The following is a 14,779-nucleotide window of genomic DNA, read 5'->3' on the forward strand; positions in this document are numbered from 1 at the left end:
AGGAATTCCATGACCGCATCCGCTCCCATCGCCTCCAAGCTATCCGCCCTGTTGGCCGCCCGGGTCGTGCCCGTGCTGCGCTACTCGGACGCGGCCACCGCTGCCTATGCCGCCGAAATCGCCGTGGCGGCCGGCTGCACCACGCTTGAGCTGACCTGGACGATTCCCGGCGTGACCGACCTGGTGCGCGCGCTGCGCGACAAGCACGGCGCCAGCCTGCTGCTGGGCGTGGGAACGGTGCTGGACGAAACCCAGGCGCGCGAGGCGCTGGTGGCAGGGGCCGACTTCCTGGTGTCGCCCGCCTTGGCGACCGAAATCGTGGACATGGCGCACGCGGCCGATGCCCTGTGCCTGCTGGGCGCGTTCACGCCCACCGAAGTGCTGGCCGCCCGCCGCGCCGGCGTGGACGTGGTGAAGGTGTTTCCGGCGGACACCGGTGGCCCCAAGCACCTGGCCGCGCTGAAGTCCGTCTACCCGGATACGATCTTCTGCCCCACGGGCGGCATCACCCAGGACAACATGGGCGCGTACTTCGCGGCCGGCGCCAACCTGGTGGGCATCGGCAGCAACCTGTACGACAAGGCCGCGTTCGCCGCGCGCGACACGGCGGCGCTGGTCGCCCAGATCACCCGAACCCGCGAGGCCGCCCATGGCTGATTTCGACATCGTCGCGCTGGGCGAACCGCTGGTCGAACTGAACCAGACGCACAAGGGCCAGCTGCAGTATCTGCAGGGCTTTGGCGGCGATACGTCCAACGCGGTCATCGCCGCTGCCCGCCAGGGCGCGCGCTGCGCCTACCTGACCCGCGTGGGCAATGACGCGTTCGGGGCGCAGTTCCTGGACTTGTGGCGGTCCGAAGGCGTGGATACGTCGGGGGTGCAGACGGACGACGATGCGCACACCGGCCTGTATTTCGTGCAGCACGGCCCCGACGGCCATGCCTTCAGCTACCTGCGCCGCGGTTCGGCAGCCAGCCTGATGACGCCGGCCCTGCTGCAAAGCGGCCTGATCGAGCGCAGCCGTTTCCTGCACGTGTCGGGCATCAGCATGGCGATCAGCACCAGCGCCTGCGATACCGTATTCGCCGCCATCGCCCGCGCGCATGCCGCGGGCGCGCAGGTCAGCCTGGATTCGAACCTGCGCCTGCGGCTGTGGCCGGTGGACCGCGCCCGCGCCGTCCTGCGCGAGGCCATGCGCGAAGCCGACGTGTTCCTGCCCAGCATGGACGACATGCAGCACCTGACCGGCAACGATGACCCCGAACGCACGCTGGACTGGATCCGCGACGGCGGCGCGGCAGGCGTGGTGGTGCTGAAACTGGGCAAGGACGGCTCCATCATCGACGACGGGCGCACCCGGACGCCGGTCGCGGCCTTGCGCGTGGAGGCGGTGGACGCCACGGGCGCGGGCGATTGCTTCGCGGGCAGCCTGCTGGCGCGTCGCTGCCAGGGCGATTCCTGGGAAGACGCGGTGCGCTACGCCAACGCGGCGGCGGCGCTGTCCACGTTGGGCTATGGCGCGGTCGATCCGCTGCCGCGCGCGGAACAGGTGCTGGAACGGCTGAAATCGCTGGCGGGCTAGGCGCTGACAGCAGGGGGCAGGGGATTCGGGGACGGATTGTGTCGCCGCCCAGCGCCCCGTCTTCCGCCCCAATTGGCGCTGCCCAAGGATTTCAGGCTAAAATGCCAAGTTATCCGAATTTTTTCCGCCAGCCCTATTTCCGGTTGTGCGGGCCACTTTCCGCAAATTCAACAGGAGAATCAACATGGCTGAACGCAAACGCGTGCGTCGTAACACCCTGGAACGCCGTTGCTTGGGCAAGGCTTTCAAGCGCTTGTTCGTCAAGTCGCCCAAGGGTGTTTTCAAGATGCTGGAAAAGATCAAGCGCGTCTAATCAACGCCCTGATCTGAAAAATCCCCGCATGGCGCAAGCTGTGCGGGGATTTTTCTTTTGGGGCGGGGCTTTGGGGGGGCGGCGCGCGGCGCCGGCCCGTCACTGCCCCGCCGGCCCGAGCTTGGGCTTGATGAAATCCATGAACGCCCGGGTCTTCGCGGGCTGGATGCTGGACGGGTACACCACGTAGATCGAGATCGGGTCCACCGACCAGCCCGGCAGCACGCGGCGCAGCGAATTGCGCTTGATGATCGGATCCAGCGCCTGGCAGTGCGGCATGCGCGTGATGGCCAGGTCCAGGCCGGCCAGCGTGCCCGCGATACTCATGTTGTTGGCGGCCAGATGGCCGCTGACCGGCACGACCTCGCTGACCGTGCCGTTGTGCAACGTCCAATGTGAATGCGCATCGTCGATGGTGGTGCGCAGGCATTGGTGCTGCGTCAGGTCGCCGGGCGTCTTGGGTTCGCCATAGCGTTCCAGGTAGCGGTCGGACGCATACAGGTAATTGTTCAGCGACACCAGTTCCTGCACCACGGCGCCATCGCTGCGACCGACGGCCGCGCCGTTGCCATTGCCGTTGCCCGTGTCGACGGCGGCCAGGGGATAGTCCGTGTTGCGGCCAAAGCGCAGCACCACGTCGAACGGCGTGCCTTGCGCGTCGGACGCGGTCATCATGCTCAGGTCGAACTCGCACTCCACTTCCGGGTAGCGGTCGGTGAAGTCGTTGATGGTTTCCGGCAGCAGCCAGATCGCCAGGCTGTAGGGCATGGACACCCGCAGATTGCCTGACGGGCCGCCCGACAGCGACAGCAGCTGCTCGTGCGCCAGGCGGGCTTCGTCGATCAGGCCCTGGCAGCGGCGCATATAGGCCGCGCCGGCCTCGGTCAGGTCCAGCCTGCGGGTATTGCGGTTGATCAGCCGCAGGCCGATCGCGCGTTCCAGTTCGTTGATGCGGCGCGACAACGTCGACGTGGGCATGTCCAGCGCGCGCGCCGCAAGGCTGAAGCTCTTGCGCTTGGCAACCTCTACGAATAGGGCGATGTCATTGAGCTGGACGGTCGAAGCTTCCATAGGCATTCCGGATTTGGCCGCCCGAGTTTACGCCACTCCCGCGCCCCGCCCAACGCTTAAAGGTCCGGAATACTCGTCAAAAAATGCAGGGGTTGACAGATTTGATTGCAAATTCGAATGGGTCGGCATCGGTTAGCGCAGGCATATCCCCTACACTTCAGGCGAAAACAGTTAAGACCAAGACCGCAGCGGTGTCACGGAGATCGCAAAGGGGCATAGCAGGCATGACCGATACACCAACGTTTTTCACCGTTCTGACGCCCACCTACAACCGGGCGGGTACGTTGCACCGGGTGTACGAATCGCTTTCCCGGCAGACATTCAGGGACTTCGAATGGGTGGTGGTGGACGATGGCTCTACCGACAACACCCACGATTCCATCCTGGATTGGCAGACGCGCGCCGATTTTCCGATCCGCTACGTCTGGCAGAACAACCAACACAAGAAAACCGCATTCAACCGCGGCGTGCGGGAAGCGCGCGGCCAACTGATCGTCGGCCTGGACAGCGACGACGAAATGCCGCCCGACGCGCTGGCCACGTTCAAGGACGCCTGGGAAAGCATTCCACCTGCCAGGCGCGATTCCTATGTGGCCGTCACCGGCCTGTGCGCGCGCCCCGACGGCAGCATCGTCGGCGACCGCTATCCGCAGGACGTGTTCGACAGCACGGCGGTGGACGTGTATTTCCGCTATCGCATCAAGGGCGAGAAATTCGGCTGTATGCGCACCGACATTCTCAGGAAATATCCCTTTCCCGAGGATGTCGCGGGCTTTGTGCCGGAAAGCCTGGTGTGGTGGGCGGTGGCGCGCGCTGGCTATCTCAGCCGCTTCATCAACCGCGTGGTGCGCACCTACCATGACACGCCGGGCGGCCTGAGCCAGGGCGCCGTGTCGGTGGCCAACAATGCGCAGGGCCTGTACCTGCTGGCCTGGGACATGCTGCAGCACCATCTGGAGTTCTTCCGCTTCCGGCCGCGCGAATTCATCATGGCGGCCGCGCGCTATACGCGTTTCCGCCTTCACCTGAAGCACTCCGGCGTGCCCACGGCCGTGCAGGCCTACCGGCTGACGAACCCGGCGGCGACCTTCATGGTGGCGGCGACGTGGCCCGTGGGCTATGCGCTCTACCGCCGCGACCGCCGGCGCGGCGTGGCGTAGGCGCATGCGCCGCCGGCGCGGGGGCCTCAGGCAGGCGCCGCCGCCGGCGCGCCGTGTCCCAGCCCCAGATACACCTCGACCACACGCGGATCCACCGCGACTTCCGCCGCGGGCCCTTCCAGCGTGACCGTGCCGGTCTCCAGCACGTACGCGTAATCGGCCACCTGCAGGGCCGCGCGGGCGTTCTGCTCGATCAGCAGGATGGACACGCCCATCTCGCGCAGCCGCGCGACGATGCGGAACACTTCCCGCACGATGCGCGGCGCCAGCCCCAGGCTGGGTTCGTCCAGCATCAAGAGGCGCGGCTTGGCCATCAGCGCGCGGCCCACGGCCAGCATCTGGCGTTCGCCGCCGGACAGGGTGCCGGCCAACTGGGCGTGGCGTTCCTTCAGTCGGGGAAACAGCGCGTAGACCTCGGCCAGTGTCTTGTCCTGGTCTCGCTGGCCACAGCGAAAGCGGTGGAACGCGCCCAGCATCAGGTTGTCTTCCACCGTCATTTCAGCGAAGAGCTCGCGCTTTTCTGGCACCAGGTTCATGCCGGCCGCCACCATTTCCTCAATCTCGGCGTGCGCCTGGGCCTTGCCGCCGAACACGATCTGCCCGCTCGAGGGCAGCACGCCCATGATGGCGGACAGCAGGGTGGTCTTGCCGGCGCCATTGGGGCCGATCACGGTCACGATCTGGCCTTCGCCCACCGTGAGGCTGATGCCCGACACGGCTTCAACCTTGTCGTAGGCGACGCGCAGGTCGCGCACTTCCAGCAGTTTCGCACTCATCATTCCACTCCGCCCAGGTAGGCTTCCAGCACCGCGGGGTTGTGCTGGATCTCGGCAGGCAGCCCCTCGGCGATCTTTTCGCCGAAGTCCATGACCACCACGCGATCCACCAAACCCATCACGAAGTCCATGTCGTGCTCGACCAGCAGGATGGCCATGCCTTCAGCACGCAGCTTCTTCAACAGCTCGGCCAATTCGCACTTTTCCTGATAACGCAGGCCGGCCGCGGGCTCGTCCAGCAGCAGGATGCACGGGTCGGAGGCCAGGGCGCGCGCGATCTCCAGGATGCGTTGCTGCCCCAGCGCCAGCGAACCGGCTTCGTCATGCAGATGCTTGCCCAGCCCCACCCGCTCCACCTGCCGCGCCGCTTCGGCCAGCAGGCGGGATTCCTCGGGGCGGTCCAGCCGCCAGGCGGCCGGCAGCACGCCACGATGTCCGCGCAAGTGGGCGCCGATGGCCACGTTCTCCAGCACGCTCATGCGCGAGAGCAGGCGCACGTGCTGGAAGGTGCGCGACAGGCCTAGCCGGGCGATCTTGCGCGCGCCGACGCCCGCCACTGCTTGGCCCAGCAACGTGACTTGACCCGAGGTCGGCGTGTCCACGCCAGAAATCTGGTTGAACATCGTGCTCTTGCCGGCCCCGTTGGGGCCGATCAGCGCCAGGATCTCGCCCGCCCGGATCTCCAGGTTCATGGCGTTGTTGGCGACCAGACCGCCGAACTTGCGGGTCACGTCCACGGCCTTCAGCACCACTTCGCCGCGCGGCGGCATCGGCTTGCGGGGCAAAGGCTCGGCGTTCAAGTCCAGTTGGCGCACGGGCTTCTTCACCCGGATCCAGCGCGTCAGCACCGGCCACAGGCCGCTGCGCGCGCGATGCAGCAGCAGCACCATGCCGAAGCCGAAGACGATGACCTCGAAGTTGCCGGTCTGGCCCAGCAGCCTGGGCATCCAGTCCTGCAGCCATTGCTTGAGCACGGTGAACACGCCCGCGCCGACGAGAGCGCCCCAGACTTGTCCCGCGCCGCCGATGACGGTCATGAACAGGTATTCGATGCCCATCTGCAGGCCGAACGGGTTGGGGTTCACGAAGCGCTGCATGTGCGCGTACAGCCAGCCCGAGGCGCAAGCCTGCAGCGCGGCGATGATGAAGATCACCATGCGCGAACGCGCCGTGTCCACGCCCATCGATTCCGCCATCACGCGTCCGCCCTTGAGCGCGCGGATGGCGCGGCCTTCGCGCGAATCCAGCAGATTCTGCGTGGACCACACGGCGATCAGCAGGAACGCCCAGATCAGGTAATAGATGCTGCCGCCCTGGTTCAGCGACCAGCCGAACAGGTTGATGGCGGGGATGTCGGGGATGCCGGTGTGGCCGCCCAGGCCTTCGACGGAGCCGAAGGCGAAATACAGCGACAGGCCCCAGGCGATGGTGCCCAGCGGCAGGAAGTGACCCGACAGCTTGAGCGTGATGGCGCCCAGCAGCCAGGCGATGAAAAGCGTCAGCACCAGTCCGGCCAGCAAGGTCAGCCAGGGAGAGGCGCCCAGCCAGGCCAGCCACGCCGGCAGGGTGTCGGCGCGGGTGGTGAGCAGCGCCGTGGTGTAGGCGCCCACGCCTACGAAGGCAGCCTGCCCGAAGCTCGTCAGCCCGCCCACGCCGGTCAGCAGCACCAGACCCAGCGCCACCAGCGCATACAGGCCGATGTAGTTCAGCAGGGTCACGTAGAACGGCGGCAAGGCCAGCGGCCCAAGCGCCAGCAGCGCCAGGAATACGAAGAGGATGATGCGGGGATTCATTCGTCTTCTTCCTCGACGTGATGGCTTTTCAGCGAGCGCCAGAGCAGCACGGGGATGATCAGCGTGAATACGATGATTTCCTTGTAGGCGCTGGCCCAGAACGACGAGAAGGCTTCGATCAGGCCCACCAGGATGGCGCCGGCCGCAGCCAGCGGATAGCTGACCAGGCCACCGATGATGGCGCCCACGAAGCCCTTCAGGCTGACCATGAAGCCGGAGTCGAAGTACATGGTGGTGATGGGGGCGATGAGGATGCCCGATACCGTGCCAATCAGCGCGGCCAGGAAGAAGGTGGCGCGGCCGGCGAAGATGGGCGAGATGCCCATCAGCCGCGCGCCCAGCCGGTTGAAGGCGGCGGCGCGCAGGGCCTTGCCGTACATCGATCTTTCAAAGAACTGGTAGAGCACGATGATCAGCACCGCCGACACCGCTACCACCCACAGCGCCTGGCTGTTGATGTTGATGGGGCCCAGCGCCAGGCTGGCGTCGCTGAGGGGCGCGGTGCGCGCGCCTTCCGCGCCGAAGGCCAGGAGGCCCAGGCCGACCAGCGCCAGGTGGACGGCGATGGAGACGATCAGCAGCACCAGCGTCGAGGCCGATGCGATGGGCTGGTAGAACAGGCGGTACAGCTGCGGGCCCATCGGCACTACCAGCAGCAAGGTCAACAGCGCCTGCACCGACATGGGCAGTTGCGCCAGCGGCAGCCGATAGAACAGCGCCGCCAGCACCAGCGGATAGATCGCCTTGGCCGCGATGCGCCAAAGGCCACGGGCGCGGCCAGGACGCTTGGCGCGCGCCACCAGGTCGGCGGCCGCTTCGGCCAGCGCGAACGCCAGCAGCAGCCAGACCAGCAGCACGGGCTTGCCGGCCTGGATGGCCGCCATGGTCAGCGCGCCGAAGGCGACGAACTCGCCCTGGGGGATGAACAGCACGCGGGTAACGGTAAAGACCAGCAGGATCGACAACGCCAGCAACGCGTAGATTGCGCCGTTGGTGATGCCGTCCTGCCCAAGTATCAAGGCGATCTGAGCATTCATGCGAAATTCCGACAGGGACGGGAAACGCCGGGCCACCCGAAGGCGGCCCGCGCAACGCGGACGGTTTGCGCCGCCCACGCCGCGGTTAAGGCCTTACTTGACGAGCGCCCAGTTGCCGTCCTTCACGGTGATGAGTTCGCGGCCGCGGTCGTCGAAGCCGCTGTGGTCGGCGGCGCTCATGTTGTAGACGCCTTGCGTGCCCACCAGCTCCTTGGTCTGTTCCAGCGCGTCGCGCAGGGCGCTGCGGAACTCCTTGGTGCCTGGCTTGCCGGCCTTTTCCGCCAGCGGCACGGCCTTCTCCAGCAGCAGGCCGGCGTCGTAGACGTTGGCGCCGAACGTAGCGGGCTTCGACCCATTGAGCTTTTCGTAAGCCGCGATGTAGTCGCTGGCGACCTTCTTGGACGGGTTGCTGTCCGGCATTTCCGGCAGCACCAGCATCAGGCTGGCGGCCAGCACCGTGCCTTCGACCTTCTTGCCGCCCAGCTTCAGGAAGTCGGGCAGCGCCGCGCCGTGGGTCTGGTAGAACTTGCCCTTGTAGCCTTGATCGAACAGCGTCGCTTGCGGCAGCACGCTGGCGGCGCCGGGGGCGGCCACCAGCACAGCGTCCGGCTTGGCGGCCAGGATCTTCAGCGCCTGGCCCGTGACCGAGCTGTCGAAGCGCAGATAGCGTTCATTGGCGGTGACCTTGATGCCCTTCTCGGTGGCCAGGCCCGTGAAGACCTTGGACCAGTTCTCGCCGTAGGGATCGTTCAGGCCGATGAAGCCGACCGTCTTCACGCCCGTCTTGACCATGTGGTCCACCAGCGCGCGGGCGATGATGTCGTCGTTCTGCGTGGTCTTGAACACCCACTTCTTCTGGTCGTTCATGGGCAGCACGACCGCTGCCGTGCCCACCGGCGCCAGCATCGGCACGCCCGCTTCGGCCGCGAACTGGATCACGCCCATGGCGTTGGGAGAACCCGACGGGCCGATCAACGCGTCCACGTTCTGCTCCGAGATCAGCTTCTTGAAGGCGGTGACCGAGTTGGTGGAATCGCTGGCGTCGTCCAGCGAGATGTATTCCACCGTCAGGTCGCCGATCTTCTTGGGCAGCAGCGGCACGGTGTTCTTCTGCGGAATGCCGACCAGCGCGGTCGGCCCGGTGGAAGACGTGACGACGCCGACCTTGACCTGGGCAAGGGCGGGCAGGGCGAACAGGGCGGCGACGGCGGCGACCGCGGCCAGGGGGAGTTTCTTCGACAGCATGGCAAAACCTCCGGATAGGGAGCAATGGGCGTGCGGTTGAAAAGCGGAGAAAACAGGAACGGCGGGAATTACTTGTTGCTTAAAATTTCTAAGACGCAAGGATGAGCACTGTAGACGTGGTACTGATGCTTACCTATCCGTTAAAACCCGACGACAGACGCGGGATGCGCCCGGTCAGATGGTGATGGAACTGACGCTGGCGCCACCGCACACAAACAAGGTCTGCCCGGTGACGAAGCTGTTGGCGGGGTCCGCGAAGAACATCACGGCGCGCGCGACGTCGTCCGAACGGCCCAGGCGCTTGACCGGGATGCCGTTGGCCAGCTGCTTTTCGCGTTCGCTGCCGGGTTCGATCACTTCGTAGAACATGTCCGTCTGGATGGGGCCGGGCGCCACGACGTTGACCGTGATGCCGTAAGGCGCCAGTTCCAGCGACCACGTGCGCGCCATGCCGACCATGCCGGCCTTGGTGGCCGAATAGGCCGTGCGCGTGGGCAGGCCCAGCGCGCCGCGCGAGGACATCATCACGATGCGGCCGAACTTGCGTTCCTGCATGCCGGGCAACGCCGCCTGCACCAGGGAAATCGCCGCACCCAGATGGATCTGGGTCAGCCCGTGCAGTTCTTCCTGCGTGACCTGCGGCAGCAGATTCGGCCAGATGACGCCCGCGTTGTGGATAACGTGGCTGATGGGGAACCGGGAGGCGGCTTCCTTCCCGGCCTGAGCGGTGGCCTCGGCGTCCAGCAGGTCCACCTGCATGTTGTGCAGGCGCGGATGGCTGAAGTCGGCCGCGCGGCGGGCCATCGAAATCACTTCATAGCCCGCGTCCAGCATGCTGCGGCAGATTTCCGCCCCGATGCCGGCGCTGCCGCCGGTGACGAGGGCAACATTCGCTTGTGTCATGGAATCCCTTTGTTCGTTGTGGGCGGGGCCGTTCAGGCCTTGGGCGCCAGCGCCAGCACGCGCAGGGGGCTGCCCGAGCCGCTGCGGATCTTCAGCGGCGCCGAAAAGATCACCGCGCCGGTGGGCGGCAGCTGATCCAGGTTCGTCAGGCACTGCAGGCCGTAGCGGTTGTTGCCGTGCATGTAGTAGTGGCAGGGGTAGGGCGGGTTCAGGTGATGGGCCTGTCCCGCGTCGGTGCCCACGGATTCGGTGCCGAAGCCGTGCACGTCGCGCTCCTTGATCAGCCACGGCACGACGTCCGCGTCGGGGCCGGGCGAGTGCGCGCCGTCCGCCTGCATGTTCAGGTATTCGGCGGGCTTGGCGCGCTTGGACCAGTCGGTGCGCATCAGCACCCACGAGCGCGCCGGAATGCGGCCGTGCTTTTCTTCCCAGGCCTTCACGAAGTCGATGGTCAGGAGGAAGTCGGGGTTATCGCGCGCCTCGGCGGAACAGTCGATGACAGAGGCGCTGGCGATGAATGACTCGATGGGGATCGTGTCCACCGTGTTGTCGGGCTGGTCCTTGCCCGTGACCCAGTGGGCCGGCGCATCGAAGTGGGTGCCCGTGTGTTCCGAGCACGAGAAGTTGTTCCAGTACCAGGCCGGGCCGCGCTCGTCATAGCGCGAGATCTCTTCCATGCGGAAGGGCCACGCCTGGCCGAACTCCGGCGGCAGCACGATGGTGGGGAATTCCGGCGTCAGGGTCTCGGTCAGGTCCACCAGGCCGATGCGGCCCGACACGAGTTCCGACATGAATTGGGCAAGAATGTTCTGGCTCATGTTGTTGCTCCTCTTGGTTCGTGCGTTATCGGGCGCGGGCGGTCAGGCGCCCAATTCCCGTTCCAGTCCCTTGGGGTTTTCGGCCAGCCGGGCGCGGAATTCCTGCGCCACGTCGCCGACGTAGACGTCTTCAACCCCGTCCTTCAGCGCGCGCACGATGGCGCCGGCGATCGCGGCGGGGGCCACGCGCGGCGGGGGCGTGCGCTGCTCCCACTCGTGGTCCACCGGGCCGGGGAACACGTTCACCACCCGTACCCCCGCGCCCCGCATCTCGGCGCGCAGGCACTGGGCCAGCGACAGGGCGGCGGCCTTGGATGCCGACCACATGCCGCGCGCGGGCAGGTTCATGTGCGCGTAGATGGACAGCACGTTGACCCAGGCGGTGGCGCTGTTCACGCCGTCGGCGGCGCGGCCGCACAGGGCCGGGCCGAAGCACTGCGCCAGGCGCATCAGGCCCAGCACGTTCACGTCCATGGCGTCGCGCGCGGTGTTCACGTCCTTGCGGCCGAGCAGGCCGCCTTCACGTTCCAGATCGGCCGTGTTCACCAGGATCTCGACCTTGCCGCCGATCGAGGCAGCCGCGCGTTCGACGGAATCCGTATCGGTCACGTCCAGCACGATGGTCTGCACGCGCGGGTCGGCGGCCAGGGCGTCGAAGGCGTCGTCGCGTTTCCAGGCCTGCGGATCGCCCAGGAACACGGTGGGGCAGCCCGCATCCAGCAGGGCGCGCGCCACTGCCTGGCCGACCGCGGACTTGCCGTCCGTGACCAGGGCCCGGCGGAACTTCGGGTCGCACGAGGTCTCGCGCAGGGTCTTGTCGTCTTCCATGTTCGGGGTGTTCCTTTCTGGCAGGGCGATCATCACGGCCTGGCCGCCGCGATCCAGTTTCAGCGTCAGCCGCACACGGGCGCCGTCGGCGCAGTCCTGGTGGACGTGGGCCACGACAGAGGGCCCGGCGTCCATGCGCACGGTGCCCACGCGCCACGGCAGGCGTTCGCGGAAATACAGGTCGTTGCTATGGTGCAAAGTGGTGCTGACCAGCAGCACGCCGTTGGGATCGGCCGGCCGCCAAGGCAGATGTTCCGACAGGCAGTGGCCGCAGACTTCGCGGGGCGGGTATTGCACCGCGCCGCAGTCGGCGCAGGTCTGCAGGTCGAAGCGGCCTTCGGCCGCGGCCGCCGTCAGCCCCAGGGCGCTGCGGCTGCGCCAGCCGGGCGGCAGCGTGGGCTGGCGGGTGCGCGCAACCGGGTTCTTCCGGGGCGGCTTGGCTAGCGGTTCGGTCATGCGTCGCTCCTGGCCAGAATGGCCGCGGCGGTGCACAGCCCGCGGTCGTAATTGATCATGCCGAAGCCGCTGACCATGCCGACGCGGGCATCGGCCACCTGGGTGCCGCCGGCCGTGCCGGTCAGCTGGCGCAGCGCTTCGACCATGCCCAGATAGCCGCCCGCGGCGCCGGCCTGGCCCACCGACAGCTGGCCGCCGTTGGTGTTGAACGGGAAACTGCCGTCCACGGTGAAGGTGTTGTCGCGAACGAATTCCGGCGTGGCGCCTTTATCGCAGAAGCCCAGGTCCTCGATCTGCATCAGGTTGATGACGGGATAGTCGTCATAGGCTTGCAGGAAATCCATGTCGGCGGGCGCGGCCCCGGCCTGGCCGTAGAGCTCGTCAATGTCCATGGTCCAGCCGCCGCGCGTCTGGATAGGGTCGTCGATCCAGGCGTTGTGGCGTTCGATGGTGGACAGGATGCGGGCGTAAGGCAGGTTCAGCGCGCGGGCCTGGGCCTCGCGCATGACGAGGAAGGCATCGGCGCCCGCGCAGGGCATCACGCAATCGAACAGGTGAATCGGGTCGGTGATGACGCGGGCGTCCAGGTACTGGGCCAGCGTCAGCGGCTTTTTCATCAGCGCGTGCGGATAGCGCAACGCGTTGTCGCGCTGCGCCACGCATAGCTTGCCGAAGTCCTCGCGCGTGGCGCCGGTCGTGCGCATGTAGTTCGTGGTCAGCAGCGCGAAGCTGGCGTTGGGACCGCCCGCGCCGTAGGGATACACGGCGTCTTGCGCAAAGCGCGAGAACTGGCTGACCGTGTTGCGGAAGGAATCCACATGGTTGGTGTCGCCCGCGATGCAGGCCACGATGTTCGCGTCGCCGGCCTGCACGGCGCGGGCCGCGCGGCGCAAGGCCGCCACGCCGCTGGCGCCGCCCATCGGGATGTGGTCCAGCCAGCGCGGGCTCATGCCCAGGTGCTGGACGAGACCCACGGCGGTGTCGGGCGCCAGCGTGAAGCTGGACACGCACAGGCCGTCCACGTCCGCCTTGGCCACGCCGGACTGCCGGATCAGCGCGCCCAGCGCCCGCCCCAGCCACCAGTGCGCGGCGTGCGTGGAATAGCGCTCGTACGGGATCGTGACGGGCAGGGCCGCCACGATGCCGTCATAGCCCAGGCGGCTCATCGGGCCGCCTCCTGGCGTTTCTTCATGCCGGTCGTGTCAACGCAGCGCGCGGTGCCGGGCAAGGTGGGCGCCAGGGCTTTCATTTCGCCGCGCTGGATCTTGTTGGTGGTGGTCAGCGGCAGGCTGTCCACGAAGGCCACGTAGCCGGGCGCCTTGTAGTAGGCCAGCTGTTCCAGACACCACTGCACGATGCTGCGCGCGGCATCCGAGATGCCCGCATCGCCAGCGGGCAACGGTTCCGCCACGACGCAGGCCAGCACTTCGTCGCCGCGCACGGCGTCGGGCACGGCGGCCACGGCCACGGCCTTGACCAGCGGGTGCTGCATCAGCACGCTTTCCACTTCCACGGCCGAGATGTTCTCGCCGCTGCGGCGGATCACGTTCTTCTTGCGGTCGACGAAGCGCAACGCGCCGTCGTCTTCGCGGCGGACGATGTCGCCGGTATGGAACCAGCCGTCCTGCCAGGCTTCGGCGGTGGCGGCGTCGTCCTTCAGGTACCCCGCGAAGAATCCGTAGCGCGGGTCGTCGCCCGCATGGCGCACCAGCAGTTCGCCGTGTTCGCCGATGGCGGCCGGCTGGCCGGCGTCGGTCACGATGCGCACTTGCACATCGTCTTCCTCGCGGCCGAAGCTGCTGGTGCCGATGTGGCGCGGTTCCTGGTTGGCAATGATGACGGCGCCGGCGCCGGTTTCGGTCATGGCCCAGGCTTCCAGCAGCGGAAAGCCGAAGCGCGCTTCAAACGGCGCGTGCAGCTTGCGGTCCACGCCTGCACCGAAACCGAAGCGAATGACGGGTTGCAGGTCGCCGTCGGACGGCGGCGCCTTCATCAGGATGGCGGGCATGACGCCCAGGTAATGCAGCACGGTGGCGCCCGACTCGCGGACGCTGTCCCACCAGGTCTTGGGATGGAAGCGGTCCAGCGGGATCAGGCAGCCGCCCGTCAGCACCATGGCCATGGCCGAATACGCCATCGCGTTCATGTGGACCAGAGGCAGCGGGGTCAGCATGCGCTCCTGGCCGGGACGCAAGGCGGCCAATCCGCCGATGCGGGCGTACCAGCCGCCCGCGTGCAGGAAATAGCGGTTCGGCAGGATGCAGCCCTTGGGGCGGCCGGTGGTGCCGGACGTGTACAGCAACGCGCATTCGCTCAGTTCGGTCGGCGCGGTGTCGCCCAGCGGGGCGGCAAAGGCCGCGGCGGGCGGCGCGTCGTCCGGGCCCATCACGCGCAAGGGGCGGCCTGCGCGCGTGGCGGCCGCCAGCAGGTCGGCGTGCCGTTCCGGCAAGGCGACGGCCAGCGCGATCTCGGAGTGGCCGGTCAGGTACTCCAGTTCGGCCGCGCGCAGGTCGGGGTTGATCGGCACCACCGATACGCCCAGCGCATTCAACGCGAACCAGTGCAGGAAAAACGACGGGCGGTTCTCCAGCAGCAGGCCGGCGCGGTGGCCGTGGCCATAGCCCGCGCGGGCATAAGCGGCGCGCAGCGTCTCGATGGCGTCGGCGGCGCGGGCGTAGGCCAGTTCGCCGGCTTCGATGCCATAGGCGGCTGCCGTTTCCGGCAGGATGCACAGGAAGGGCTGGGCGCCGTGGCGCGACGCGGTGTTGCGGAAAGCCTGGTGGACGGTCGTGTTCAC

General features: G+C 67.3%; 14 protein-coding genes. 4 read left to right on the forward strand and 10 right to left on the reverse strand.

Annotation, left to right across the window (positions count from 1 at the left end; translation table 11 throughout):
* Nucleotides 1-9: 9 nt before the first annotated feature.
* The 3 genes from ACO6D5_RS19525 (at nt 10) to ACO6D5_RS19535 (ending at nt 1,895) form a co-directional block, all read left to right on the forward strand.
* Nucleotides 10-657: a bifunctional 4-hydroxy-2-oxoglutarate aldolase/2-dehydro-3-deoxy-phosphogluconate aldolase gene (locus ACO6D5_RS19525; protein ID WP_485826271.1), complete on the forward strand. Its 648-nt coding sequence runs from the start codon at nt 10-12 to the stop codon at nt 655-657.
* On the forward strand, nt 650-1,582 hold the full coding sequence (locus ACO6D5_RS19530) for a sugar kinase (RefSeq protein ID WP_485826272.1): 933 nt from the start codon (nt 650-652) through the stop codon (nt 1,580-1,582). Before ACO6D5_RS19525 ends, ACO6D5_RS19530 begins: the two co-directional genes overlap by 8 nt.
* 184 nt (nt 1,583-1,766) lie before the next feature.
* Nucleotides 1,767-1,895 (forward strand): hypothetical protein, encoded by a 129-nt coding sequence (locus ACO6D5_RS19535; RefSeq protein ID WP_006226408.1) that lies wholly within the window; start codon nt 1,767-1,769, stop codon nt 1,893-1,895.
* 99 nt (nt 1,896-1,994) lie between these two features.
* Here ACO6D5_RS19535 and ACO6D5_RS19540 read toward each other — a convergent pair whose 3' ends face one another.
* Nucleotides 1,995-2,966: a LysR family transcriptional regulator gene (locus ACO6D5_RS19540; RefSeq protein WP_485826273.1), complete on the reverse strand. Its 972-nt coding sequence runs from the start codon at nt 2,964-2,966 to the stop codon at nt 1,995-1,997.
* Nucleotides 2,967-3,190: 224 nt separating this feature from the next.
* Between ACO6D5_RS19540 and ACO6D5_RS19545 the strand changes: the two genes are divergently transcribed.
* Nucleotides 3,191-4,126 carry a glycosyltransferase family 2 protein gene (locus ACO6D5_RS19545; protein WP_485826274.1) on the forward strand — a complete coding sequence of 312 codons (936 nt, stop codon included), beginning with the start codon at nt 3,191-3,193 and terminating at the stop codon, nt 4,124-4,126.
* A gap of 26 nt (nt 4,127-4,152) precedes the next feature.
* Here the strand turns inward: ACO6D5_RS19545 and ACO6D5_RS19550 are convergent, their stop codons facing one another.
* The 9 genes from ACO6D5_RS19550 to ACO6D5_RS19590 form a co-directional block, all read right to left on the reverse strand.
* Complete coding sequence (locus tag ACO6D5_RS19550) at nt 4,153-4,902, reverse strand: ABC transporter ATP-binding protein (protein ID WP_485826275.1); 750 nt, start codon at nt 4,900-4,902, stop codon at nt 4,153-4,155.
* Complete coding sequence (locus tag ACO6D5_RS19555) at nt 4,902-6,695, reverse strand: ABC transporter permease subunit (RefSeq protein WP_315845094.1); 1,794 nt, start codon at nt 6,693-6,695, stop codon at nt 4,902-4,904. The genes ACO6D5_RS19550 and ACO6D5_RS19555 overlap by 1 nt, the downstream gene beginning before the upstream one ends.
* Nucleotides 6,692-7,732 carry a branched-chain amino acid ABC transporter permease gene (locus tag ACO6D5_RS19560; RefSeq protein WP_485826276.1) on the reverse strand — a complete coding sequence of 347 codons (1,041 nt, stop codon included), beginning with the start codon at nt 7,730-7,732 and terminating at the stop codon, nt 6,692-6,694. The genes ACO6D5_RS19555 and ACO6D5_RS19560 overlap by 4 nt, the downstream gene beginning before the upstream one ends.
* 93 nt (nt 7,733-7,825) lie before the next feature.
* Nucleotides 7,826-8,977 carry an ABC transporter substrate-binding protein gene (locus tag ACO6D5_RS19565; RefSeq protein WP_485826277.1) on the reverse strand — a complete coding sequence of 384 codons (1,152 nt, stop codon included), beginning with the start codon at nt 8,975-8,977 and terminating at the stop codon, nt 7,826-7,828.
* Between the two features lie 174 nt (nt 8,978-9,151).
* Nucleotides 9,152-9,880 (reverse strand): SDR family NAD(P)-dependent oxidoreductase, encoded by a 729-nt coding sequence (locus ACO6D5_RS19570; protein WP_315845096.1) that lies wholly within the window; start codon nt 9,878-9,880, stop codon nt 9,152-9,154.
* Nucleotides 9,881-9,912: 32 nt separating this feature from the next.
* Entirely contained in the window at nt 9,913-10,698 is a 786-nt protein-coding gene (locus tag ACO6D5_RS19575) for a cyclase family protein (protein ID WP_315845097.1), read from the reverse strand.
* Between the two features lie 42 nt (nt 10,699-10,740).
* Complete coding sequence (locus ACO6D5_RS19580; protein WP_485826278.1) at nt 10,741-11,982, reverse strand: SDR family NAD(P)-dependent oxidoreductase; 1,242 nt, start codon at nt 11,980-11,982, stop codon at nt 10,741-10,743.
* The gene (locus tag ACO6D5_RS19585; RefSeq protein ID WP_485826279.1) at nt 11,979-13,148 is read right to left on the reverse strand and encodes a thiolase family protein; all 1,170 of its coding nucleotides are present in this window, start codon (nt 13,146-13,148) and stop codon (nt 11,979-11,981) included. The genes ACO6D5_RS19580 and ACO6D5_RS19585 overlap by 4 nt, the downstream gene beginning before the upstream one ends.
* Nucleotides 13,145-14,779, reverse strand: a complete 1,635-nt coding sequence (locus tag ACO6D5_RS19590; protein ID WP_485826280.1) for an AMP-binding protein — start codon at nt 14,777-14,779, stop codon at nt 13,145-13,147. The genes ACO6D5_RS19585 and ACO6D5_RS19590 overlap by 4 nt, the downstream gene beginning before the upstream one ends.

Source organism: Achromobacter sp. (genome assembly GCF_057314935.1).

Excerpts from the sequence above, each read along its gene's own strand:
- ACO6D5_RS19525 (WP_485826271.1), top strand. The coding sequence starts at position 10 with ATGACCGCATCCGCTCCCATCGCCTCCAAGCTATCCGCCCTGTTGGCC.
- ACO6D5_RS19530 (WP_485826272.1), top strand. The coding sequence starts at position 650 with ATGGCTGATTTCGACATCGTCGCGCTGGGCGAACCGCTGGTCGAACTG.
- ACO6D5_RS19535 (WP_006226408.1), top strand. The coding sequence starts at position 1,767 with ATGGCTGAACGCAAACGCGTGCGTCGTAACACCCTGGAACGCCGTTGC.
- ACO6D5_RS19540 (WP_485826273.1), bottom strand. The coding sequence starts at position 2,966 with ATGGAAGCTTCGACCGTCCAGCTCAATGACATCGCCCTATTCGTAGAG.
- ACO6D5_RS19545 (WP_485826274.1), top strand. The coding sequence starts at position 3,191 with ATGACCGATACACCAACGTTTTTCACCGTTCTGACGCCCACCTACAAC.
- ACO6D5_RS19550 (WP_485826275.1), bottom strand. The coding sequence starts at position 4,902 with ATGAGTGCGAAACTGCTGGAAGTGCGCGACCTGCGCGTCGCCTACGAC.
- ACO6D5_RS19555 (WP_315845094.1), bottom strand. The coding sequence starts at position 6,695 with ATGAATCCCCGCATCATCCTCTTCGTATTCCTGGCGCTGCTGGCGCTT.
- ACO6D5_RS19560 (WP_485826276.1), bottom strand. The coding sequence starts at position 7,732 with ATGAATGCTCAGATCGCCTTGATACTTGGGCAGGACGGCATCACCAAC.
- ACO6D5_RS19565 (WP_485826277.1), bottom strand. The coding sequence starts at position 8,977 with ATGCTGTCGAAGAAACTCCCCCTGGCCGCGGTCGCCGCCGTCGCCGCC.
- ACO6D5_RS19570 (WP_315845096.1), bottom strand. The coding sequence starts at position 9,880 with ATGACACAAGCGAATGTTGCCCTCGTCACCGGCGGCAGCGCCGGCATC.
- ACO6D5_RS19575 (WP_315845097.1), bottom strand. The coding sequence starts at position 10,698 with ATGAGCCAGAACATTCTTGCCCAATTCATGTCGGAACTCGTGTCGGGC.
- ACO6D5_RS19580 (WP_485826278.1), bottom strand. The coding sequence starts at position 11,982 with ATGACCGAACCGCTAGCCAAGCCGCCCCGGAAGAACCCGGTTGCGCGC.
- ACO6D5_RS19585 (WP_485826279.1), bottom strand. The coding sequence starts at position 13,148 with ATGAGCCGCCTGGGCTATGACGGCATCGTGGCGGCCCTGCCCGTCACG.